Here is a 22,051-nt window from a genome sequence, read left to right on the forward strand (position 1 = left end):
CTGGCCAAGGCTAACCGAATCCGCAGGCTTATGGCGCGCTGCAGGTCTTGGCCGCTTGCGGACGAAAACTCATCAACAGCGCACCGACCGCCAGTACGATCAGTACCGCGCCATACACATCGGTGGTCGCCGGCAGGCCGAGGCTGTGGGTGAAGTGCCCGGCCAGCAACGCCGGCAGACAGAACGCCAGGTAACTCAGTACATAGAATGCCGACATCAACCCTGCGCGCTCATGGGGCAACGCCAGCGGCACCAGACTGCGCACCGCCCCCAGAAACCCGGAGCCGAATCCACACCCGGCGACCAGCGTACCGAAGAAGAACAACGACAGACTGGCGCTGTGCACGCCCAGCAGCATCAGCACGATGCCGGTCGGCAACAGGCTTGCGCCAAGTTGCAGTGCCCGGGAGGCTGGACGATTGCGCAATGTGAAAATCATCAGCGCGCCGGTGACGGTCAACGCCGCCACGGTCGCGCCGCCGATCAGATTGGAAGTCGAACCGGTCGCCGTGCGTACCAGCGACGGAGCGAGCGAGGCATAGAAACCGCCGAGCGCCCAGGTCGCAGTATTCAATGGCAAGACGCGCCACAGTGTGGAACGCGCCTGAACTGGCACATGCAGGGTCGGCCGCAGCGAGGCCCATGCTCCGGCTTGAGGCGAGACACTTTCCGGCAAGCGCCAGACATAAACGCCCTGCAACACAAACAGCACGAGCAGCAGCCAATAGGTCAGTTGCAGTGGTGCAGGCGCGAATTCCACCAGCAAACCGCAGCCCATCGAACCGAGCGCCATGCCAAGCAATGGTGCCACGCTGTTGATCAGCGGCCCTTGTTGACGGTCAGTGTCCAGCAGCGTCGCGCTCAACACGGCGGTAGCCATGCCGGTGGCAAAACCCTGCAGCACTCGCGCGCCGATCAGCCAGCCGACGCTGTCGGCGTAGATAAAAAGCAGCATCGCCAGGGCATTCAGGACAACCGCGGTGAAAATCACCGGCTTGCGCCCTAAATGATCCGACAGCGAACCGACCGTCAGCAACGCGGCCAGCAGACTCAGCGCGTAAACGCCGAAAATCAGGGTCAGCACCGCTGCCGAAAAATGCAGGTGGTCCTGATACAGGTGATACAACGGCGTCGGCGCGGTGGATGCGGCGAGAAAACTGAGTAAGGTGATCGCCAGAAACCACAGGCTGGAACGGTTGGAAGCAAGGCCGGTCATGAGCACACTCCTTAAAAGCTATTTTTTTGCTTTTGCGGAGTGTGCGCCCGACTTGCGCTTAAAGCAAATTCTTTGTGTTAAGGTCTGACACATGCCTATTAAAGAAAGTAGCCGCCCCGGCGGCCGAAGCGCCCGGGTACAGGAATCGATTCACGGCGCCGTGCGCGCACTCCTCGAAGAACAGGAGCGCTCCAGTGTGACCGTCCCGCAGATTGCCGCGCGGGCCGGGGTCACGCCCTCGACCATTTATCGACGCTGGGGCGATCTGGCGGCGCTGCTCGCCGACGTCGCCCTCGCCCGCCTGCGCCCTGAAAGCGATCCTCTGGAAACCGGCAGCCTGCGCGGCGATATCCGCGCCTGGGCCGAGCAGTATCTGGATGAGATGAGTTCCGAGCCGGGGCGCAATGTCATGCGCGATGTGCAGGCCAGCGCCACACCGGGATTCTGCGTCGCGATCATTGCCGATCAGTTGCAGACCATTGTCGATCGCTTCCCGGATCAGTCGCCACCAAGCGTGGATCACCTGATCAACCTGGTGGTTTCGCCGACGGTGTTCCGCATTCTGTTTGCCGTGGAACCGCTGGAAGTCGAAGAACTGCACCGGCTGATCGACATCGCGCTGCGTCAGGACTGACAGCGCAGAACCGCCCGGTTCTGCGCCTGCGACACCCCGCCACGCCACGACCTTGGTCGACACTGACTAACCGCCGCGCACATGCGAGACTGTCTGGCCGGGCGCGAGTCCGGTCGTATTTTGTCGGGAGTGCTCCATGTCGTTGTCCACCGGGCTGATCGCCGCCGTCGCCCTGGCCTATATGGCCATCATGTTCGCCATCGCCTTCTACGGCGACCGTCGCAGCGCGCCGTTGCCGCCGCGGATGCGTGCCTGGGTGTACAGCCTGTCGCTGGCGGTCTATTGCACCAGCTGGACATTCTTCGGCGCGGTCGGTCAGGCCGCCGAACAACTGTGGTCATTCCTGCCGATTTACCTGGGGCCGATCCTGCTGTTGCTGGGCGCGCCGTGGGTCCTGCAAAAAATGGTGATGATCAGCAAGCAGGAGAACATCACCTCCATCGCCGACTTCATCGCCGCCCGTTATGGCAAATCCCAATCGCTGGCGGTGGTGGTTGCGCTGATCTGTCTGGTCGGCGTTCTGCCTTATATAGCCTTGCAACTCAAAGGCATTGTCCTCGGCGTAAACCTGTTGATCGGCGCCGGCGCCGACGCCATGGGCACCCGCGCCCAGGACACGGCACTGATCGTGTCACTGGTGCTGGCGCTGTTCACCATCGTTTTCGGCACGCGCAACCTCGACGCCACCGAGCACCACCGGGGCATGGTGCTGGCGATTGCGTTCGAGTCGCTGGTGAAACTGTTCGCCTTCCTCGCCGTCGGCGCCTTCGTCACCTATGGCCTGTATGACGGCTTCGACGACCTGTTCAATCAGGCAATGCTCGCCCCGCGCCTTGAGGAATACTGGAAAGAAACCATCAACTGGCCGTCGATGGTGGTGCAGACCGGTGTGGCGATGATGGCGATCATCTGCCTGCCTCGGCAGTTCCACGTTACCGTGGTGGAAAACATAGACCCGCAGGATCTTCGTCTGGCCAAGTGGGTGTTTCCGACTTATCTGGCCTTGGCCGCGCTGTTTGTAGTTCCGATCGCCCTGGCCGGTCAGATGATGTTGCCCAGCTCCGTCCTCCCGGATTCTTTCGTCATCAGCCTGCCGCTGGCCCAGGCCCACCCGGCGCTGGCGATGCTGGCGTTTATTGGTGGCGCCTCGGCAGCCACCGGCATGGTGATCGTCGCGAGTGTGGCGCTGTCGACCATGGTGTCCAACGACATGCTGTTGCCGTGGCTGCTACGCCGTAACAATGCCGAGCGGCCGTTCGAAGTGTTCCGTCAGTGGATGCTTTCGGTACGCCGGGTCAGCATCGTGGTCATTCTGTTGCTGGCTTACGTCAGCTATCGCCTGCTCGGCTCCACCGCGAGCCTGGCAACCATCGGCCAGATCGCTTTCGCTGCCGTGACCCAACTGGCCCCGGCCATGCTTGGCGCGCTGTACTGGAAACAGGCCAACCGCCGTGGCGTGTTCGCCGGTCTCGCCGCCGGCACGTTCCTGTGGTTTTACACTTTGATCCTGCCGATTGCGGCTCGCAGCCTTGGCGTACCGCTGGAGACATTCCCGGGACTTGCCTGGCTGCACAGCAATCCGCTGAACCTGCCGATCACCCCGCTGACCCAAGGCGTGGTGCTGTCGCTGGCGGGTAATTTCACGCTCTTTGCCTGGGTCTCGGTACTGTCGCGCACCCGAGTGTCGGAGCACTGGCAGGCCGGGCGCTTCATCGGTCAGGAAATCAGCGCCCGGCCGAGCGCACGCTCGATGCTGGCGGTGCAGATCGACGACTTGCTGCAACTGGCGGCACGGTTTGTCGGTGAAGAGCGTGCGCGGCAGAGCTTCATCCGCTTTGCCTACCGTCAGGGCAAAGGCTTCAACCCGAACCAGAACGCCGACGGTGAATGGATCGCCCACACCGAGCGCTTGCTGGCCGGTGTCCTCGGTGCTTCTTCGACACGGGCTGTAGTAAAAGCCGCCATTGAAGGTCGGGAAATGCAGCTGGAGGACGTCGTCCGGATCGCCGACGAAGCCTCGGAAGTGTTGCAGTTCAACCGCGCGCTGCTGCAAGGCGCCATCGAAAATATCACCCAGGGCATCAGCGTGGTCGACCAGTCGCTGAAACTGGTGGCCTGGAACCGGCGCTACCTGGAGCTGTTCAACTACCCGGACGGTTTGATCAGCGTTGGCCGACCGATCGCCGACATCATCCGCTACAACGCCGAACGCGGCTTGTGCGGCCCCGGAGAAGCGGAAGTCCACGTCGCCCGGCGCCTGCACTGGATGCGTCAGGGCCGCGCCCACACCTCCGAACGACTGTTCCCCAACGGCCGAGTGATCGAGCTGATCGGCAACCCGATGCCCGGTGGCGGTTTCGTCATGAGCTTCACCGACATCACCGCGTTCCGCGAAGCCGAACAGGCACTGACCGAGGCCAACGAAGGGCTGGAGCAACGGGTCAGCGAACGGACTCAGGAACTGTCGCAACTCAACGTCGCGCTGACGGAAGCCAAGGGCAACGCCGAGGCGGCCAACCAGTCGAAAACCCGCTTCCTCGCGGCGGTCAGCCACGACTTGATGCAACCCTTGAATGCCGCACGGCTGTTCTCCGCCGCCCTCTCCCATCAGGACGACGGTTTGAGCGGCGAGGCGCAGAAACTGGTGCAGCATCTGGACAGTTCGTTGCGTTCGGCCGAAGACCTGATCAGCGACCTGCTGGACATTTCCCGCCTGGAAAACGGCAAGATCAACCCGGATCGCAAGCCGTTCGCGGTCAATGAGCTGTTCGACGCCCTCGGTGCCGAGTTCAAGGTTCTCGCGCAGGAACAGGGTTTGACCTTCCGGGTGCGCGGCAGCCACCTGCGCATCGACAGCGACATAAAGCTGCTGCGACGGATCCTGCAAAACTTTCTGACCAATGCCTTCCGCTACGCCAAAGGCCCGGTCTTGCTGGGCGTGCGTCGGCGACAGGGCGAGGTTTGCCTGGAGGTCTGGGATCGCGGGCCGGGGATTCCGGAAGACAAGCAGCAAGTGATTTTCGAAGAGTTCAAACGCCTCGACAGCCACCAGACCCGCGCCGAAAAAGGCCTGGGCCTGGGGCTGGCGATTGCCGACGGCTTGTGCCGGGTGCTCGGGCATACCTTGCGCGTACGTTCTTGGCCGGGGCGCGGCAGCGTGTTCAGTGTGCGGGTGCCGCTGGCACGGACGCAGACTGCGCAGCCGAGCGCAGCGGTCGAACTCAACGGCAAGCTGCACAGCGGCGCGCAGGTGCTGTGCATCGACAACGAAGACAGCATCCTGATCGGCATGAACAGCTTGCTCACGCGTTGGGGTTGTCAGGTGTGGACGGCGCGCAACCGAGAGGAATGTGCAGCGCTGCTTAACGATGGCGTGCGGCCACAACTGGCGCTGGTGGATTTCCACCTCGATCACGGCGAGACCGGTACCGATCTGATGGCCTGGTTGCGCACGAGCCTGGGCGAACCGGTGCCCGGCGTGGTGATCAGCGCCGACGGGCATCCGGAAACCGTGGCGCGGGTGCACGCGGCGGGGCTGGATTATCTGGCTAAACCGGTGAAACCGGCGGCGTTGCGGGCGCTATTGAGTCGCTATTTGCCGCTCTAGAAGAGCGGCTTATTCAGGCAGCTCGACCAGACCGTCGGCATCGGTCATGGCGCGCTCCAGCAGATCCGCCGGCAGGCTCTTGCTCGCTCGTGCGCCGAGCAATTTCAGCTGTTCGCTGCGGCTGACCAGGTTGCCGCGCCCTTCTGTCAGTTTGTTTCGCGCTGCGCTGTAGGCTTTGTCCAGTTGCTGCAGACGATTGCCGACTTCATCCAGATCCTGAATGAACAGCACGAACTTGTCGTACAGCCATCCGGCACGCTCGGCGATTTCCCGGGCGTTCTGGCTCTGGCGCTCCTGTTTCCACAGACTGTCGATGACCCGCAGGGTGGCGAGCAGCGTGGTCGGGCTGACGATCACGATATTGCGGTCGAAGGCCTCCTGAAACAGCGTCGGCTCGGCTTGCAGCGCTGCGGAAAACGCCGCTTCGATGGGCACGAACAGCAAGACGAAATCGAGGCTGTGCAGGCCTTCCAGACGCTTGTAGTCCTTGCCGGCCAGGCCTTTGACGTGACTGCGCAGCGACAGTACGTGCTGCTTCATGGCGATCTGGCCGATGGCATCGTCGTCGGCCGCCACATATTGCTGGTACGCCGTGAGGCTGACCTTGGAGTCGACCACCACCTGCTTGTCGCCCGGCAGATAAATGATCACGTCCGGCTGGAAGCGCTCGCCGTCCGGCCCCTTGAGGTTGACCTGGGTCTGGTACTCGCGGCCCTTCTCCAGCCCTGCATGTTCCAGCACTCGTTCGAGGATCAGTTCGCCCCAGTTGCCCTGGGTCTTCTGGCCTTTCAGGGCACGGGTCAGGTTGGTGGCTTCATCGCTCAGGCGCAGGTTCAGTTGCTGCAGGCGCTCAAGCTCCTTGGCCAAGGAGAAGCGCTCGCGGGCTTCGGCCTGATAGCTTTCCTCGACCCGCTTTTCGAAGGACTGGATGCGTTCTTTAAGAGGATCAAGTAATTGGCCGAGGCGCTGCTGGCTGGTTTCGGCGAAACGCTGTTCTCGTTCATCGAAGATCTTCCCCGCCAGCTCGGCAAACTGGGCCCGCAACTCGTCGCGGGAACCTTGCAGGTCATCGAGACGTTGTTGATGGCTTTCCTGCTGCTCGCGCAACTCGGCATTCAATGAAGCCGCCTGAGCGTCCAGGCGCCGCAGTTCGGCTTCCTTGCTGGCGCGCTCGAGGTTCCAGGCATGGGCGGCATCACGGGCGTCGTCACGCTCGATCTGCAACAGTTCGACCTCACGGCGCACGGCCGCGAGATCGGCTTGTTTGGCGGCATTGGCCTGGCCGAGGTCGGCGATTTCGTCGCGACAGGCTTCGAGCTGGGCGTTGAGGCCATCCTGGGCCATCTGCGCCATGGCCAGTCGCTCTTCGAGCAACGCAACTTCGGACTCGCCATGACTGGCCCGGCGCTGCAGTTGCCAGGCCAGCGCCAGCAGCGGTAACGCCGCGCCTGCCAAGCCGAGCAAGATGCTGGTCAAGTCCATCGCCATAGTGATTCCCGCCGATCCGATAAAGCCTGAAGGTTAACCAAGGCGTCAGGTCTTGGACAGCTCAGTCTTCGATCAGGCCGAGTTCCTGTTGCGCACGCCGATCACCCGCACGGGCAGCCTGACGCAGCAGGTCCTGGCCGATACGACGATCCCGGGCGTTGCCGCACTCACGGCACATCAACTGACCGAGCCGACTTTGCGCCGCGACCACGCCTTCCCGGGCCGGTTGCTTGAGCAGGCGGCCGGCGAGGTGTTTGGCGTTCTGGTTGTCGCCCAGGCGCGGGCTGTCGAGCAGCCATTCGGCCACGCGCACGGAAAATCGCTTGGGAGCGGTAACACGAGGGGGTTGGGAAGTAACAGAATCTGGAGATGAACGAAACTTCATAAAGCACTGTGGGACAGATCGAAGGGCGCGCCACTCTACTCTTTTTTTCGCACAGGTAAAGTCGAAAAAAACCCGGCACGCCCGTGCTAGAGCAAGCGCTCGGGACAATCCACAGAAGCTGTGGATAACTCAGTGGACAACCGCCCCCGACTCGCCGCAAAGCCTTGTGGAATGGGGCCCGCAGTCAAACTGACGATTTTTTCACCAGTAAAAAAAAGCGATGTTTTTCATTGACTTAAACTTTCGTTACAGGCAGCCACCGGGGTCAGGTTCGATGTGACAGCGTCGTTACCGTCCGCGCAACTAATGTGCACAAGTACCTGTTACGCGGTTATATCGGTGCGCTTTTTCGGGTCGTTTTGCCAGCCGGGCTGGGGATAAGCCCTGGCGCTGTGCTTGTCAGGCTTGCCCACCGCGACGACCGACGGTCGGAATGTGAGCCAAATCAGGGCGGAGCCGGGGCTCAAGGAACAGTCCGCCTGTTCTTTTTAAAAATCAGGTTTGCCTTCCTCAACGTGTTCCGTTAGTATCCGCGGCGTTAGTACCAAGCTGAAAGTCAATTCCGGTCGAACAAACCCCACGGTCAGCCTTCTTTCAAAGAAGCCTCCACCGACAAAGCGGGACCGACCCCTCGATGGTTTCCAGGTAAATCTTGCGACGACACAGCCTTTGAATCGAATCAAAGGATGTTGCAAAGACCTCTTACTCTGACCGAACCAACCTGCAAATTGATCAGGATCTTCACCCCGGGCCCAGAACCTCTGCCCTCGATGTGTTGCCTGTCCTCCTAAGTACCTACCTGCCAGCCCAAGCGCGCCAACTTATCAGCGCTTCAAACTGGCTGCTTTGTTCCAGTCGGGTTCTTCGTTCGACCAATGGTGGTCTGCGTTACTGGAACGTTTTAACGTTGCACGGTTCTTATCCGTGTCATTTGTAGGAACACCTAATAACTATGTCTACTCAAATCCAGACTCAGGATGCCATTCGCACCCTAACCAACGCTTTTGCTCCAATGAACTGCCTGATCATGGCCGCTCGCAAAGGCTGCTTCAGCTTCACCGTGGTCAATGAACACGGGATCGCCCGCCACAGCGAGCGTCTGTACCCTGATCAATACTCCAGCGCCGAACCGCTGCAGGCCGTGATTGATCGCACCCGTCAGGCATTGATCGCCTGAGAGGCCGAAATGGCTGCAAAAGCAAAAGCCCCGCCTGAAACGCGGGGCTTTTTATTGCCCGATGTTTCTCTTTTTACCCTTCGCGGTTAAGCACCAACCGATATAACGGTTATAACTGCCTGCCGGAAATATTTTAAAAACAGGCCTTTACGTCGCGAATATGACACTACACTTCAACTCAAGCGGCGTGATCCGCTTCCGGCGGGCCTGATTCGATCCACAGCTGCCAAGCTCCCCTTCAGGTCTCGCCGCCCAATAACAAGATCCGAGGGTTATATGGGTATCGCTGCCAGCGAACTGTGCCGCTATGTGATCCGCCCCACGCTGATTTATCTGGGACGTCACTGCGCCACCGCCGAATCCCTGCTGCTGGGCATCGCCGCCAGCCAGTCCGCCCTGGGTTCAGCCCTGCATGACCGCCGTGGCCACGGCCTGTACCGGATTGCCGAGCACCGCCACCAGGCGCTTTGGGACCATTACCTGGCGCTCGATCCGGAGCGCGCCAGCCTGGTTCGCGGCCTTGCCAGCCAGCATGCCTTTCTCAGCAGCCCGCACCTCGAACTGACCGTCAACCTGCGTTACGCCACTGCCATTGCCTGGCTGCTGGTGGAAGAACAGACCCCCACCCTCCCCGACCCGGACGACCTGCTCGCAATGGCCCGTATCTGGCGTCAGACCTTTCAACCCCAGGGTCGTCTGCGTGACTTCACCTGTGCATGGCAGACCTGTGTTTCACCGCTGAATCAGGTCGCGTGCTGACTCACCGGTTTCGCAAGATCGGCCAACGGGTCGCGAATCTGGTCGGATTGTCCTACAAAACCGCTCTAACTCAAGCCATACGGACTATAGCGCTGGGACGAAAATGTTGGTAATTTTCGCCCCGGTGATCACCAGGAGTTCTAATAATGAAAAAAGTAATGCTCAAAACCACCATCAGCCTCGCCGTTTCCCTGGCATCCACGCAGATTTTCGCCGCTGGCTTTGCCATCAACGAACACAGCATCAGCGGGATGGGGACCGGGTACGCCGGGCGATCTTCTTCTGCCGACGACGCAAGCACTGTTTACGGCAACCCAGCCGGCATGTCGCGCCTCACTCGCGAACAAGTCACCGGTGGCGTTGCATTCCTCGATGCCAAGACCGATATCAGCGACGCCAGCTCCAGCCCCAACGGCGGCAGCAACAAAGGCGACATGGTGCCCTTCACCTCAGTTCCTATGGGTTTCTACGTCAAGCCGATCGATGAGCATTGGGCATTCGGCCTGGGTGTGTACGTACCCTTCGGCCTGATTACCGACTATGAAAAAGGCTTTGCCGGCCGCTACTTCGGCAGCAAGTCCGAAGTACAGGTCATTACTTTCCAGCCAACCGTCAGCTACAAGTTCAACGACGTGGTGTCGATCGGTTTCGGTCCGACCATCAACCGTATCGACGGCACCCTGGAATCCAACCTGTCGATCACCCAGGCCCTGCCGGACGGCAAGGTCAAGATCAAGGGTGATGACACCGCGCTGGGTTACAACATCGGTGTACTGGTACAAGCGACCGACACCACTCGCCTGGGCCTGACCTACCACTCGAAAGTCGACTACAAGCTCGAAGGCAACACCAAGGTCAACTACGGCGCACTGGCCGCAGTCGGCCTGGGCGCCAGCCAGAAGTACGACGCTTCGCTGAAGATCACTACCCCTGAGTCCGTGGACTTCTCGGTAACCCAGGCGATCAACGACCGCTGGAACGTCTACGCCGGTACCACCTGGACCCGCTGGAGCCAGCTGGAAAAGATCACCGTCAAGAACTCCGGTGTACAGCCTCTGCTGGCCGGTCAGTTCGGCGAGATCACCGAAGAGCAGAACTGGCATGACAGCTGGGCTTACGCCGTCGGTACTTCCTACCAGCTGAACAAGGAATGGGTACTGCGTACCGGTCTGACCTTCGACCAGTCGCCGACCAACAACGTCGACCGTTCGCCGCGCATCCCTACCGGCGACCGGACCATCTTCAGCATCGGTGCCGGCTGGAGCCCGACTGACGACCTGACCATCGACGTCGCCTACTCGTACCTGAAGGAAGAAGCCGTCAAGATCCGCAACGAAAACGATCGTGGCCAGACCTACGATGCCAAGTATGAAAACTCGGCAAACGGTTTCGGTGTCGGTGCGACCTACCGCTTCTGATGCTGCACGGCGAGGCTGAGCTCTTTACCATTTGAGGCCTCGCCCACTAAAAAGCCCCGCTCTCTTTGCAGAGGCGGGGCTTTTTAGTGGGCGTCGATCAGGGTTTCAGCGGTTTCGACGCAATGGCCTTCTCGATGGCCGCGAGAAACTCCGGATCATCCGGCTTGGTCAGGCTGGAGAAATTGGCGATCACCTTGCCCTGTCGATCGACCACGTATTTATAGAAATTCCATTTCGGCGCGCTGCTTTGCGCGGCCAGCACCTGGAACAGATGGGTGGCACCGTCACCACGGACTTTCTGCGGCTCGGTCATGGTGAAGGTCACGCCGTAGTTGGCGTAGCAGACCTTGGCGGTCTCGGCGCTGTCCTTGGACTCTTGCTTGAAGTCATTGGAGGGTACGCCGAGCATTTCCAGCCCTTGCGCCTTGTAGCGCTGGTTGAGCGCTTCGAGACCTTCGAACTGCGGGGCGAAACCACAGAAGCTGGCGGTGTTGATCACCACCAGCGGCTTGTCGGCGTAGCGCTGGCACAGGTCGATGGATTCCTTGGCCCGCAATTTGGGCAGCGAACCTTGCAGCAATTCCGGACAGTCCGCAGCCTGGGCCAATCCGGTCAACGCCATCAGCAACGCGGGAACAGCACACCAGCGCTTGAGCATGTCGGGCATCCTTGAGCAGTCGTCAGAACCCGACGTTACTCGCCCTCAGAGCCTACAGGCAAGCGCCCATGCCCAACTGCATCAGCGCCAGGCCGCCCTGATGCCAGCCCCACCACACCAGCGCCAGCAAGACAGCGCCGAGTGCGGTGATGGCGATTCGTGGCCAGATTCGCTTCATGCCGCGCTCGTACGGGCCTGCAGACGCTCGACCGGACGCTCGCGCACCGGCCAGTTCAGCGCGGCCGCCAACAGGCTCAAGAGAATCGCCACTTGCCAGATCAAGTCATAACTCCCGGTTCGGTCATACACCACCCCGCCCAGCCAGCCGCCGAGGAATGAGCCGAGCTGGTGGAAAAGGAACACGATCCCGCCGAGCATGGACAGGTTTCGCACGCCAAACAAGGTCGCCACCGTACCGTTGGTCAACGGCACCGTCGACAGCCACAGGAAACCCATAGCCATACCGAACAGATACGCCGTAGTCGTCGTCACCGGCAGCCACAGAAACAGCACGATCACTACCGCCCGCAGCAGGTACAGCCCGGTCAGCAAACGCGGCTTGGACATGCGCCCGCCGAGCCAGCCGGCGGTGTAGGTGCCGAAGATGTTGAACAGCCCGATCAACGCCAGCACGGTAGTGCCGACGGTAGCCGGCAGATGCTGGTCGACGAGATACGCCGGCAGGTGCACACCGATGAACACCACCTGGAACCCACAGACGAAGAAACCGAACGCCAGTAACCAGAACCCGGAGTGCGAGCAAGCTTCGCGCAGCGCTTCGGACAGGGTTTGTTCATGGCCGAGCACAGGCAGCGGCTTGTCCTTGAGCATGCTCACCAGTGGCACGATCAGCGCCACCAGCAGCCCCAGCACCAGCAACGCGGCTGACCAGCCCAACCAGCCAATCAGTCCGAGGGTGCCCGGCAGCATCACGAATTGGCCGAAAGAACCAGCGGCGCTGGCGATCCCCATGCCCATGCTGCGTTTTTCCGGCGGAACGGCACGACCGACCACACCGAGGATCACCGAGAAAGAAGTGCCGGACAGGCCGATACCGATCAGCAAACCGGCACTCAGGGACAGACCCAAAGCGGTCTCCGACAGCCCCATGAACACCAGGCCCAAGGCGTAAAGCACGCCGCCGATCAGCACCACTTTCGCCGCGCCGAAGCGGTCGGCCAGTGCGCCGGTGAAGGGTTGCGCCAGACCCCAGATCAGGTTCTGCAGGGCGATAGCGAAGGCGAACACCTCGCGCCCCCAACCGAACTGGATACTCATCGGCGACAGGAACAAGCCGAAGCCGTGCCGCACGCCCAATGACAACGCCAGAATCAGCGCACTCCCCAGCAACACCCAACCGCACGTACGCCACATCGAACTCATTGTTATTCTCCAGTCGCGGGTATATACCCGCTTAGATTCGGAAAAAACCGGCCCTCAGGCCAGTTCATCCAACAGCCGCAGCAAGGTTTCACGCTTCTCGGCACCCAGTCGGTCAATCAACCGCTGCTGCGCCGCTTCCCAGGCCGGCAGAGCCGCTGCCAGACGCTGTACGCCGGTTTCAGTCAGCCGGACGATACGGTTGCGCATGTCTTCGCCCTCCGCCAGCGCCACCAGCCCTTCGCCTTCCAGCACCCGCAGATTGCGCCCGAGGGTGCTGCGATCCAGGCCCATCGCTTCGGCCAGTTCGGAAATGCTCGGTTGATCCAGACGCTGCAGGTTGCACAGCAAAGAATACTGGGCAACGTTGATCCCGAAGCCGTCGAGAGCGCCGTCGTAATGCCTGCTGACGCCACGGGCGGCGCGACGCAGGTTGGTGCACAAACACTGAGAAGGAAGCATGATGCGTGTATATACCCGCGACTGTGTTAAATCAAGTTACAGATCAAAGTTACTTATCAAAACAAGGCCAGCCCGACCAGCACTGACATCTCCAGTAATTCCAGCAACGCACCCGCCGTATCGCCGGTGGTTCCCCCCAGACGCCGCACCATCAAATGCCGCAGCCAGATGAACACGACGACCGACAGCAGCAGCGCCACGACAGCGTTGAACCCGGCGATCAGCACGCATACCGCTGCGCTCACCACCAGCACTTGCCAACCCATCTTGCGCGGCAGATGATCGGCCAGCGCCTGCCCCAACCCGCCAGCCCGCACATAGGTGGTAGTGAGGAACAGCCCGAGCAGTGCTGCCCGACCAATCAGCGGCACGATGATCAACGCCATTCCTTGGTGCTTTTCGATCAAAGCCAACAACGCGGCGTATTTGAGCAGCAACACCAGCACCAGCGTCACCACCGCAATCGGCCCGCTGCGCGGATCCTTCATGATCGTCAGCGTGCGCTCACGATCACCGAAACCACCGAGCCACGCATCGGCGCTGTCCGCCAGCCCATCGAGGTGCAGCGCGCCGCTGAGCAGCACCCACACCGTCAGCAGCAACGCGGCATGCAGCAGCAATGGCGCGCCGGCCAGAGCACTGTTCAGCGCCCAGAGAATCACGCCGAACAGCAAACCCACCAGCGGATAAAACAGCAGCGAGCGCCCGAGTTGTTCAGGCGCCGGCATGCCCGGCAGACGAATCGGCAGGCTGCTGAGAAATTGCAGGGCGATCCACAGGGGCAGCATGTCAGCACACTTCCTTGAGCGAACCATCGGCCTCGACGATCAGCGAAAACAGCGCGCCGTGAGCGACTTCGACATTAAGCAATTGTTCACGAGGCAAACCACGGGCCCGCGCCAGCAACAGACGCATGACGCCACCATGACTGACCAGCAACACCCGCTCCCCCGCATGTGCCGCGTGCAAATGCATGACCGCCGCCAGCACCCGTGCTGAAAACTCGGTCACCGGCTCACCCTGCGGCGGAGTAAACGCATAGGGATCAGCCCAGAACAGCCCAAGCGCTTCGGCATCGGTTTCCATCAACGCCGCCGCGCTCTGCCCTTCCCAGGCTCCGAAGTGCAGCTCTTGCAGATCCTTGTCCAGAGACACCGACAGATCCCGTTGCGCGCCCAACTCTTCAGCAAACCGCGCGCAACGCTGCAACGGCGAACTGACCAGCCGATCCCACGGCCCCTGCCCGATCACCGCTTCGCGCATCTGCGCCCAACCCTTTTCGGTCAGTGCATCGTCGAGACTGCCGCGCAGGCCGCCGCCGAGTTCGGTTTCACCGTGTCGCATCAGGTCCAGACGCAAGGTCATGCCGGGCGGTCCGCCACCGCCGCTTCGGCGAAGGTCGCCATCTGCCCGTGCAGGTCGCAGGCCAGGCGCAGCAACGGCACCGCCAGCGCCGCACCGCTGCCCTCGCCCAGACGCAGGCCCAGTTCCAGCAGCGGTTCGGCGCCAAGGGTTTCCAGCACATGACGATGGCCCGGCTCGGCGCCGCGATGGCCGAACAGCAGCCATTCACGGCAGGCAGGATTCAGCCGCACCGCCACCAGCGCCGCAACGGTGCAGATAAAACCGTCCACCAGCACCGCCACACCTTCCTGAGCACACGCCAGATACGCGCCGACCAAAGCCGCAATCTCGAAGCCGCCGAGATTGAACAGGGTCTGCAACGCATCCCCACGTTGCGCCGCGTGCAGTGCCAGCGCCCGCTCGATCACCTGCGCCTTGTGGCTGACGCCTTCGGCATTCAGCCCGGTGCCGGGGCCGGTCAGGTGGGCTACCGGGCAATCGAGCAGCGCACAGGCCAGCGCACTGGCAGCCGTGGTGTTGCCGATGCCCATTTCGCCGCCGATGAACAATTGCGCACCCGCCGCCTTCGCGCGCAGCACGCTGTCGCGCCCGCCCTGCAAGGCCAGCTCGCCCTGAGCCTGAGTCATCGCCGCACCCTTGGCGAAATTCGCCGTGCCCGGGCCGATGCTCAGGTGACGCACACCCGGCAGGTTCAGCGACGGGGTCACGGTGCCCAGATCCACGACCTCAAGCTGCGCACCGAGTTGCCGCGCCAGCACGCTGATCGCCGCGCCACCGCTGACGAAATTCAGCAGCATCTGCCCGGTGACTTCCTGCGGGAACGCGGAAACGCCTTCGGCGACAACGCCGTGGTCGCCGGCAAAAATCGCGATCCAGACCTGATCGAGTTTTGGCTTGATCTGCCCCTGTAATCCGGCCAGTTGCACTGCTACAGATTCCAGTCGCCCGAGGGAGCCGGCAGGTTTGGTCAATTGCTGCTGACGCGCTGCCGCGTTTTCAACGGCGTCCGTATCCACCGGTTTGCACGGGTTCAGCCACCAGGCTTGGGTCATAACGCAGGTCCTTTCAGAGTCAGGGGCAGGCCGGCGACGGTCAGGACGACTCGCTGACAACGCTCGGCCAGAGCTTGATGCAGCCAACCGGCTTCATCGACGTAGCGGCGAGTCAATTCGCCCAGCGGCACGACACCCATTCCGGTCTCGTTGCTGACAAAAATGATTTCACCCGGCAGCGACGCCAGGCATTCAAGCAGGGATTCGCGTTCGGCGGCGAGACGTTCGGCGTCTTCGAGCATCAGCAGATTGGTCAGCCACAGCGTCAGGCAATCCACCAGCAGGCAACGCTCGGCGCTGGCGGTTTCGCGCAGCACCCGGGACAGTTCCAGCGGCTCTTCGATCAATGCCCATTCGGCAGGACGTCGCGCCCGGTGATGGGCGACGCGTTCATTCATCTCGCCATCCAGCGGCTGGCTGGTGGCGATGTACGTCACGGCCAGCGCGCTGTCAGTGGCGAGTTTTTCGGCCAGGCGACTTTTGCCGGAGCGGGCGCCGCCGAGGATCAACTGGAGCATGGGGACATTCCACAGAGTTCACGTAACAGCCCGGTATCCAGGTGCTTCTCCACCAGATCCGCCAGCCGCTCGATATCGCGCTCGCGCAAGCCGTGGTAATCCACCTCCTGCACATCGTTCAAACCGGCCCAGCGCAGCAACGCCACACTGGCCGCCGGCGATTCAAACAGACCGTGCAGGTAGGTGCCGAATATCTGGCCGTCAGAGCTTTGGGCGCCGTCGCAACGGCCATCGTCCAGATGGACAGCGGCGTTTTCCAGCGCAGATCCGGTCGTCACACCCGCATGAATTTCATAACCGCTGACCTCGGCATCTTCCAGCGCCAGACGCCCGCGCACATTGCGCAACTGCTTCTCGGCTTCGAGTTGGGTTTCAAACGCCAGCAGGCCCAGACCGGCGCTGGAGCCCGGCGCGCCTTCCAGACCGAGCGGATCATGCACCTGCTCGCCGAGCATTTGCAGACCGCCGCAGATTCCCAGCAGCTTGCCGCCATAGCGCAGATGCCGGCTGATGGCGGTTTCCCAGCCATTGGCGCGCAGATAGGCCAGATCGCTACGGACGCTTTTCGAGCCCGGCAGGATGATCAGGTCGGCTGGCGGAATCGCCTGCCCCGGACCGATGAATTGCAGGTCAACTTGCGGATGCAAACGCAGCGGATCGAAATCGGTGTGATTGCTGATGCGTGGCAGCACCGGCACTACTACTTTCAACACTTGCTCGGCCTTGTCGGTCTGACGCTGATCGATGCCGTCCTCGGCTTCCAGATGCAGATCCATCACGTACGGCAGCACGCCCACCACCGGTTTGCCGGTGCGCTGCTCCAGCCAGTCGAGGCCGGGCTGCAGCAAGGCGATATCGCCACGAAAACGGTTGATGATGAAGCCCTTCACCCGTGCCTGCTCGCTCGGCGACAGCAGTTCCAGCGTGCCCACCAGGTGAGCGAAGACGCCGCCCCGATTGATGTCGGCAATCAGCAGTACCGGGCAGTCCACCGCTTCGGCGAAACCCATGTTGGCGATGTCGCCGGCACGCAGATTGATCTCCGCCGGCGAGCCCGCGCCCTCGACCATCACCAGCGGATACGCGGCGCTCAAGCGCTCATGGGAGGCGAGCACAGCCTGCATGGCGATGGCTTTGTAGTCGTGATAGGCGACGGCGTTCATGCTGGTGACCGCGCGACCGTGGATGATGACCTGGGCGCCGGTGTCGCTGTTGGGCTTGAGCAGCACCGGGTTCATGTCGGTGTGCGGTTCAAGATGCGAGGCTTGCGCCTGCACCGCTTGCGCCCGGCCGATTTCGCCGCCGTCGGCAGTCACTGCGCTGTTGAGCGCCATGTTCTGCGGTTTGAATGGCACCACGGCAACACCCTGACGGGTCGCCCAGCGGCACAGCGCCGTCACCAGCGTACTTTTGCCGGCATCGGAGGTGGTGCCCTGCACCATTAAAGTGGTCATGCGCGTGTCTTTTCCATAGAGCGGTCAATGGCGAATGCTTGCAGAGCCTGCTCAAGACGCGCCTCATCGGCGGCATTGGCCGGCAGACCGAAACGCAGGCTGCTGTTGTGCGTGAAGAGACGCAGCAGGATGCCGCGACGGGCCATGAATTCGTGAAGTGCGTGAGCATGCTCGGTGATCAGCCACTGGAACAGCGCACAGCCACCCTGGGGCTTGAAGCCATGGCGTTCGAGCAGCGCAGCCAGTCGTTCGCTGGTTTCGTCGCTGCGGATCCGCTGGCGGGTATGACCTTCGGTGTCTTGCAGGCAGGCCTGCCCCAGCACGCGGGTCGGTCCGCTGACAGCCCACGGACCCACCTGCTCGGCCAGTAAACGGAGCAACTTGCGCTCGGCCAGCACGAACCCGAGCCGCACACCGGCCAGCCCGAAAAACTTGCCGAACGAACGCAACACGATCAGTCCGACCTGATGGGTATGCGGCGCCAGGCTCAATTGCGGGGTGTTGTCCATGAACGCTTCATCGACCACCAGCCAGCCGCCGCGCTGGGCCAGCCGCGCGTGCCAGTCGAGCAACTTCGCCGGCGTCAGGCTCAGGCCAGTGGGATTGTTCGGGTTGACCACCACCAGCACGTCGAGGCTGTCGAGGAAGAAATCGACTTCCTGCTCCAGCACCTCACGGACGATGTAACCACTGCGTCGCCAGGCCTCGGCATGCTCGGCATAACACGGCGACAGCACACCGACCTTGCCGGCCCGGCGCAATCGCGGCAGCAACTGAATGGCCATCTGCGAACCGGCCACCGGCAGCACCTGCGCGGCGCCGTAGTAGTCGCACGCCGCCTGCTCCAGACCGTCATCGGTTTCCGGCAAGCGCGCCCAGGCCCGCAGCGGGATCTCCGGGACCGGAAACGGCCACGGCGCAAGCCCCGTGGACAGGTCGAGCCAGTCTTCTTCGGCGATGCCGTATTCCAGCGCCGCCCTGCGCAGCCGGCCACCGTGCTCAAGCATAGAATTCAGCCCCCACACAGAGAATCAGCAGCCATAACCATACGCCGCGCTGGACCAATTGCCAGCCGCGATCGATGGAATCGGCATCCGCCGGCGCACCTTCGCCCAGTTGCGGACGCTCGTGCAGCTCGCCGTGATAGATCGCCGGCCCGCCCAGCTCGACGCCCAAGGCACCTGCGCCGGCAGCCATCACCGGACCTGCGTTCGGGCTGTCCCATTTTGGCGCCTGGGTGCGCCAGCATTTCAGCGCGAGTCGGGTCTTGCCCAGCAGCGCGTAGGTCAACGCCACCAGACGTGCAGGAATGTAGTTGAGGACGTCGTCGATTTTTGCCGCCGCCCAGCCGAAACGCTCGAAGCGTTCGTTGCGATAACCCCACATCGCGTCGAGGGTATTGCTCAGGCGATAGAGCACCACGCCCGGCGCACCAGCCACGACAAACCAGAAGATCGCGGCGAACACCGCATCGCTGCCATTCTCCAGCACCGATTCGGTGGCGGCGCGGGCGACGGCGGTACTGTCCAGTTCACTGGTCTGGCGGCTGACCAGATACCCCACACGTTTGCGCGCCTCCTCCAGATCGTCGCTGCGCAGGGCCTTGGCCACCGGCTCGACGTGCTCGCCGAGACTGCGCATGCCGAGGGCGCAATACAGCGCGACGATCTCGACGATCCAGCCCACATACGGCGCCCAGGACAATGCCGTGGCAAGCAGGGTCAGTGGCAGCACCGCGATCACCCAAGCGGTGACGCCATGGCTGCGCCAGCCGCGCCCGCCGGTGTTGAATCGTTGCTCGATGCGTCCGGCAAAATTGCCGAACGCCACCAGCGGATGCCAGCGTTTCGGTTCACCCAGCAGCGCATCCAGCGCAACCGCGGAGACACTCAGCAACGCCACACTCATTGACTCACTCCCCAGAAATTTTCATACAGCAACTCATTGAGCGGACGCGCCTGCGCCCACCCTTCGAGTACCAGCATCGGCGCCGGATAGAATTCCTTGACCGGCCCCAGACAAAGAACCGCCAGCGGCTTGGCCCCGGCCGGCAGTTGCAGCAGATCGGCCAGCGCCTGCGGCTCGAACAGCGACACCCAGCCCATGCCCAGGCCTTCGGCGCGCGCGGCCAGCCACAGGTTCTGGATCGCGCAGGACAATGAGGCCATGTCCATTTCCGGCAGCGTGCGGCGGCCGAAAATGTGCCGCTCGCGATCGTCCATCAAGGCTGCAACCAGCACTTCCGCGCAGTCATTGATGCCTTCGACCTTGAGCTTCATGAACTCGTCGCTGCGTTCGCCGAGGGCTTCGGCGGTGCGTACGCGCTCTTCTTCCACAAGATTCTGGATCTGTCCGCGCAAGGCGCGGTCGCTGATACGAATGAAGCGCCACGGCTGCATCAGGCCGACGCTCGGTGCCTGGTGCGCGGCTTCCAGCAGACGGCGCAGCAGTTCCGGCTCGACCGTGCCGCCACTGAAGTGGCGCATGTCGCGACGCTCGGCGATCGCGCGGTAGACCGCTGCGCGCTCGGTTTCAGTAAAGGCGTTGTCGGTCATGGCACCAACAGTGCGGCAATCGCCGACGGATTCGACGGGAAGTAAAAATGCACGTACGAGGCAGTCATCCGCCCTTCCCGGTACACCGCTTCAGCGCCGCGACCGCCATTGGGGCTGTGGCCACGGGCAATCGGCGTCAGTTCGGTGGTGGTCAGGGAGTGGTGATAGGTGTGGCCACGCAGCAAGCCTTCCGGCAATTCGACGGATTGCAGGGCCAGCGCCGCAAGACGTTTCTGCATCACGGCATCGCCACTCAGCAGGCCGACCAAATCAGCGCGGGTCCCTTCGACATCGGTCAACGAGTCGAGCAGGTACAACATGCCGCCACACTCGGCGAGCAGCGGTTTGCCGGCGGCGTGATGCGCGCGGATCGCTTTGAGCATGTCGGCATTCTGCGACAAGGCAACGTGGTGCAATTCCGGATAGCCGCCGGGCAGGTACAAGCTGTCGGCTTCGGGCAATTGCGTATCGCGGATCGGCGAGAAGAAACTCAACTCCGCGCCCATCGCCCGCAAGAGATCGAGACTGGCGCCGTAGGTGAAGGCGAAGGCTTCGTCACGGGCGACGGCAATCCGCACGCCTTCGAGCAGTCTTTCGGCCTTCACCACTTCAGGTGAAGCGAATTCCACGGCCGGTGGCAGCGCTACCTCGCAAGTGCCGGCCAGCGCTTCGGCGGCGGCGTCGAGACGTACATCGAGATCGTTCAGCTCACTGGCCTGCACCAGGCCGAGATGGCGGCTTGGCAGTTCGATCCCGGTTTCCCGGGACAACGCGCCATACCAGCGCAAACCTTCGGTGAGACTGCCTTCGAGTAATTGCGCGTGACGCACCGTGCCGACGCGGTTGGCCAGCACGCCGGCGAACGGCAAGTCCGGCTGATAACGCGCCAGGCCCAGCGCCAAGGCACCGAAAGTCTGGGCCATGGCCGTGCCGTCGATCACGCCGAGTACCGGCACGCCGAAATGCCGCGCCAGATCGGCGCTCGACGGCGTGCCATCGAACAAGCCCATCACGCCTTCGATCAGTATCAGATCAGCTTCCGCAGCGGCTTCCCACAGCAGACGACGGCTTTCCTGCTCGCCGACCATCCACATGTCGAGTTGGTAGACCGGCGCACCGCTGGCGCGCTCGAGGATCATCGGGTCGAGAAAGTCCGGGCCGCACTTGAACACGCGGACCTTGCGGCCCTGATTGCGGTGCAAACGGGCCAGTGCGGCAGTAACGGTGGTCTTGCCCTGGCCGGAGGCCGGCGCGGCGATCAGTACCGCCGGGCAGTGACGTGGTTGATTCAAAGTTCGACGCCTTTCTGCGCTTTGATACCAGCCTGAAAGGCGTGCTTGATCATGCCCATTTCGGTGACGGTGTCGCCCATCTCGATCATTTCCGGCTTGGCAGCGCGGCCGGTGACGATCACGTGCTGCATCGGCGGACGGGCCTGCAGATCGCTGAGCACCTGATCCAGGTCGAGGTAGCCGTGCTTGAGGGCGATGTTCAGTTCATCGAGCACCACCAGACCGATCGACGGATCACGCAGCAGTTCGCGGGAGACTTCCCATGCAGCCTCGGCGGCGGCGATGTCACGCTGGCGGTCCTGGGTTTCCCAAGTGAAGCCTTCGCCCATCACATGAAAACGCACCTGCTCGGGGAAGCGGCGGAAGAACAGCTCTTCACCCGTGCTGTTACGGCCCTTGATGAACTGCACCACGCCGCATTGCATGCCGTGGCCCATGGCGCGGGCAAGCATGCCGAACGCCGAGCTGCTTTTGCCTTTGCCGTTGCCGGTCAACACCAGCACCAGGCCGCATTCGTCGGGCGAGTTGGCGATGCGCTCGTCGATCACGACTTTTTTGCGCTGCATGCGCGCCAGGTGACGCTCGTCGCGTTCGGGGGAATCAGTCATGGGGGAGCTCTCCGTTGAGGCTG

22 protein-coding genes are annotated in these 22,051 nt (G+C 62.3%); 5 read left to right on the plus strand and 17 right to left on the minus strand.

Annotated elements, in window-relative coordinates:
- Positions 1–28: 28 nt before the first annotated feature.
- Positions 29–1,216 carry an MFS transporter gene (locus tag M5B44_RS00105; RefSeq protein ID WP_248737897.1) on the minus strand — a complete coding sequence of 396 codons (1,188 nt, stop codon included), beginning with the start codon at positions 1,214–1,216 and terminating at the stop codon, positions 29–31.
- A 91-nt stretch (positions 1,217–1,307) separates the two neighbouring features.
- Here M5B44_RS00105 and M5B44_RS00110 point away from each other — a divergent pair, with 91 nt between their 5' ends.
- A complete protein-coding gene (locus M5B44_RS00110) occupies positions 1,308–1,850 on the plus strand; it encodes a TetR/AcrR family transcriptional regulator (RefSeq protein WP_248737898.1) in 543 nt (180 codons plus the stop codon).
- A 136-nt stretch (positions 1,851–1,986) separates the two neighbouring features.
- Positions 1,987–5,457: a hybrid sensor histidine kinase/response regulator gene (locus tag M5B44_RS00115; protein ID WP_248737899.1), complete on the plus strand. Its 3,471-nt coding sequence runs from the start codon at positions 1,987–1,989 to the stop codon at positions 5,455–5,457.
- A gap of 9 nt (positions 5,458–5,466) precedes the next feature.
- On the opposite strand, the gene rmuC is transcribed toward M5B44_RS00115, so the two are convergent.
- Positions 5,467–6,831 carry a DNA recombination protein RmuC gene (gene rmuC / locus M5B44_RS00120; protein ID WP_170931591.1) on the minus strand — a complete coding sequence of 455 codons (1,365 nt, stop codon included), beginning with the start codon at positions 6,829–6,831 and terminating at the stop codon, positions 5,467–5,469.
- Between the two features lie 175 nt (positions 6,832–7,006).
- Entirely contained in the window at positions 7,007–7,330 is a 324-nt protein-coding gene (locus tag M5B44_RS00125) for a sel1 repeat family protein (protein ID WP_248737900.1), read from the minus strand.
- Between the two features lie 952 nt (positions 7,331–8,282).
- Between M5B44_RS00125 and M5B44_RS00130 the strand changes: the two genes are divergently transcribed.
- The 3 genes from M5B44_RS00130 to M5B44_RS00140 all read left to right on the plus strand — a co-directional run bounded on the left by M5B44_RS00130 (position 8,283) and on the right by M5B44_RS00140 (position 10,684).
- Positions 8,283–8,507 carry a hypothetical protein gene (locus M5B44_RS00130; protein ID WP_007950419.1) on the plus strand — a complete coding sequence of 75 codons (225 nt, stop codon included), beginning with the start codon at positions 8,283–8,285 and terminating at the stop codon, positions 8,505–8,507.
- A 276-nt stretch (positions 8,508–8,783) separates the two neighbouring features.
- Complete coding sequence (locus M5B44_RS00135) at positions 8,784–9,266, plus strand: hypothetical protein (protein ID WP_085710598.1); 483 nt, start codon at positions 8,784–8,786, stop codon at positions 9,264–9,266.
- A 146-nt stretch (positions 9,267–9,412) separates the two neighbouring features.
- Entirely contained in the window at positions 9,413–10,684 is a 1,272-nt protein-coding gene (locus M5B44_RS00140) for an OmpP1/FadL family transporter (protein ID WP_085710597.1), read from the plus strand.
- A 97-nt stretch (positions 10,685–10,781) separates the two neighbouring features.
- Here the strand turns inward: M5B44_RS00140 and M5B44_RS00145 are convergent, their stop codons facing one another.
- From M5B44_RS00145 to cobO, 14 genes are read right to left on the minus strand one after another with little or no spacing between them, the layout of a single operon-like run.
- Positions 10,782–11,342: a glutathione peroxidase gene (locus tag M5B44_RS00145; RefSeq protein WP_085710596.1), complete on the minus strand. Its 561-nt coding sequence runs from the start codon at positions 11,340–11,342 to the stop codon at positions 10,782–10,784.
- A gap of 52 nt (positions 11,343–11,394) precedes the next feature.
- On the minus strand, positions 11,395–11,520 hold the full coding sequence (locus M5B44_RS28835) for a hypothetical protein (protein ID WP_256576024.1): 126 nt from the start codon (positions 11,518–11,520) through the stop codon (positions 11,395–11,397).
- Positions 11,517–12,725, minus strand: coding sequence for an MFS transporter (locus tag M5B44_RS00150; protein ID WP_248737901.1), 1,209 nt, complete (start codon positions 12,723–12,725; stop codon positions 11,517–11,519). Before M5B44_RS00150 ends, M5B44_RS28835 begins: the two co-directional genes overlap by 4 nt.
- A gap of 54 nt (positions 12,726–12,779) precedes the next feature.
- Positions 12,780–13,184, minus strand: a complete 405-nt coding sequence (locus M5B44_RS00155) for a MarR family winged helix-turn-helix transcriptional regulator (protein WP_065260433.1) — start codon at positions 13,182–13,184, stop codon at positions 12,780–12,782.
- A gap of 56 nt (positions 13,185–13,240) precedes the next feature.
- Positions 13,241–13,972 (minus strand): adenosylcobinamide-GDP ribazoletransferase, encoded by a 732-nt coding sequence (locus tag M5B44_RS00160; protein ID WP_248737902.1) that lies wholly within the window; start codon positions 13,970–13,972, stop codon positions 13,241–13,243.
- 1 nt (position 13,973) lies between these two features.
- The gene (gene cobC / locus M5B44_RS00165; RefSeq protein WP_248737903.1) at positions 13,974–14,549 is read right to left on the minus strand and encodes an alpha-ribazole phosphatase family protein; all 576 of its coding nucleotides are present in this window, start codon (positions 14,547–14,549) and stop codon (positions 13,974–13,976) included.
- On the minus strand, positions 14,546–15,601 hold the full coding sequence (gene cobT, locus M5B44_RS00170) for a nicotinate-nucleotide--dimethylbenzimidazole phosphoribosyltransferase (protein WP_248737904.1): 1,056 nt from the start codon (positions 15,599–15,601) through the stop codon (positions 14,546–14,548). The genes cobC and cobT overlap by 4 nt, the downstream gene beginning before the upstream one ends.
- Positions 15,598–16,119: a bifunctional adenosylcobinamide kinase/adenosylcobinamide-phosphate guanylyltransferase gene (gene cobU, locus M5B44_RS00175; RefSeq protein ID WP_248737905.1), complete on the minus strand. Its 522-nt coding sequence runs from the start codon at positions 16,117–16,119 to the stop codon at positions 15,598–15,600. The genes cobT and cobU overlap by 4 nt, the downstream gene beginning before the upstream one ends.
- Positions 16,107–17,573, minus strand: a complete 1,467-nt coding sequence (locus tag M5B44_RS00180; protein ID WP_248737906.1) for a cobyric acid synthase — start codon at positions 17,571–17,573, stop codon at positions 16,107–16,109. Before M5B44_RS00180 ends, cobU begins: the two co-directional genes overlap by 13 nt.
- Positions 17,570–18,580 carry a threonine-phosphate decarboxylase CobD gene (gene cobD, locus M5B44_RS00185; protein WP_248737907.1) on the minus strand — a complete coding sequence of 337 codons (1,011 nt, stop codon included), beginning with the start codon at positions 18,578–18,580 and terminating at the stop codon, positions 17,570–17,572. The genes M5B44_RS00180 and cobD overlap by 4 nt, the downstream gene beginning before the upstream one ends.
- Positions 18,573–19,481, minus strand: a complete 909-nt coding sequence (gene cbiB / locus M5B44_RS00190; protein ID WP_248737908.1) for an adenosylcobinamide-phosphate synthase CbiB — start codon at positions 19,479–19,481, stop codon at positions 18,573–18,575. The genes cobD and cbiB overlap by 8 nt, the downstream gene beginning before the upstream one ends.
- On the minus strand, positions 19,478–20,128 hold the full coding sequence (gene bluB / locus M5B44_RS00195; protein ID WP_085710584.1) for a 5,6-dimethylbenzimidazole synthase: 651 nt from the start codon (positions 20,126–20,128) through the stop codon (positions 19,478–19,480). Before bluB ends, cbiB begins: the two co-directional genes overlap by 4 nt.
- Entirely contained in the window at positions 20,125–21,420 is a 1,296-nt protein-coding gene (locus M5B44_RS00200) for a cobyrinate a,c-diamide synthase (RefSeq protein WP_248737909.1), read from the minus strand. The genes bluB and M5B44_RS00200 overlap by 4 nt, the downstream gene beginning before the upstream one ends.
- The gene (cobO, locus tag M5B44_RS00205) at positions 21,417–22,028 is read right to left on the minus strand and encodes a cob(I)yrinic acid a,c-diamide adenosyltransferase (RefSeq protein ID WP_248737910.1); all 612 of its coding nucleotides are present in this window, start codon (positions 22,026–22,028) and stop codon (positions 21,417–21,419) included. Before cobO ends, M5B44_RS00200 begins: the two co-directional genes overlap by 4 nt.
- Positions 22,029–22,051 lie beyond the last annotated feature (23 nt).

Origin of the sequence: Pseudomonas sp. MWU12-2029, assembly GCF_023242425.1 — a bacterium.
Lineage (GTDB): Bacteria > Pseudomonadota > Gammaproteobacteria > Pseudomonadales > Pseudomonadaceae > Aquipseudomonas > Aquipseudomonas kribbensis.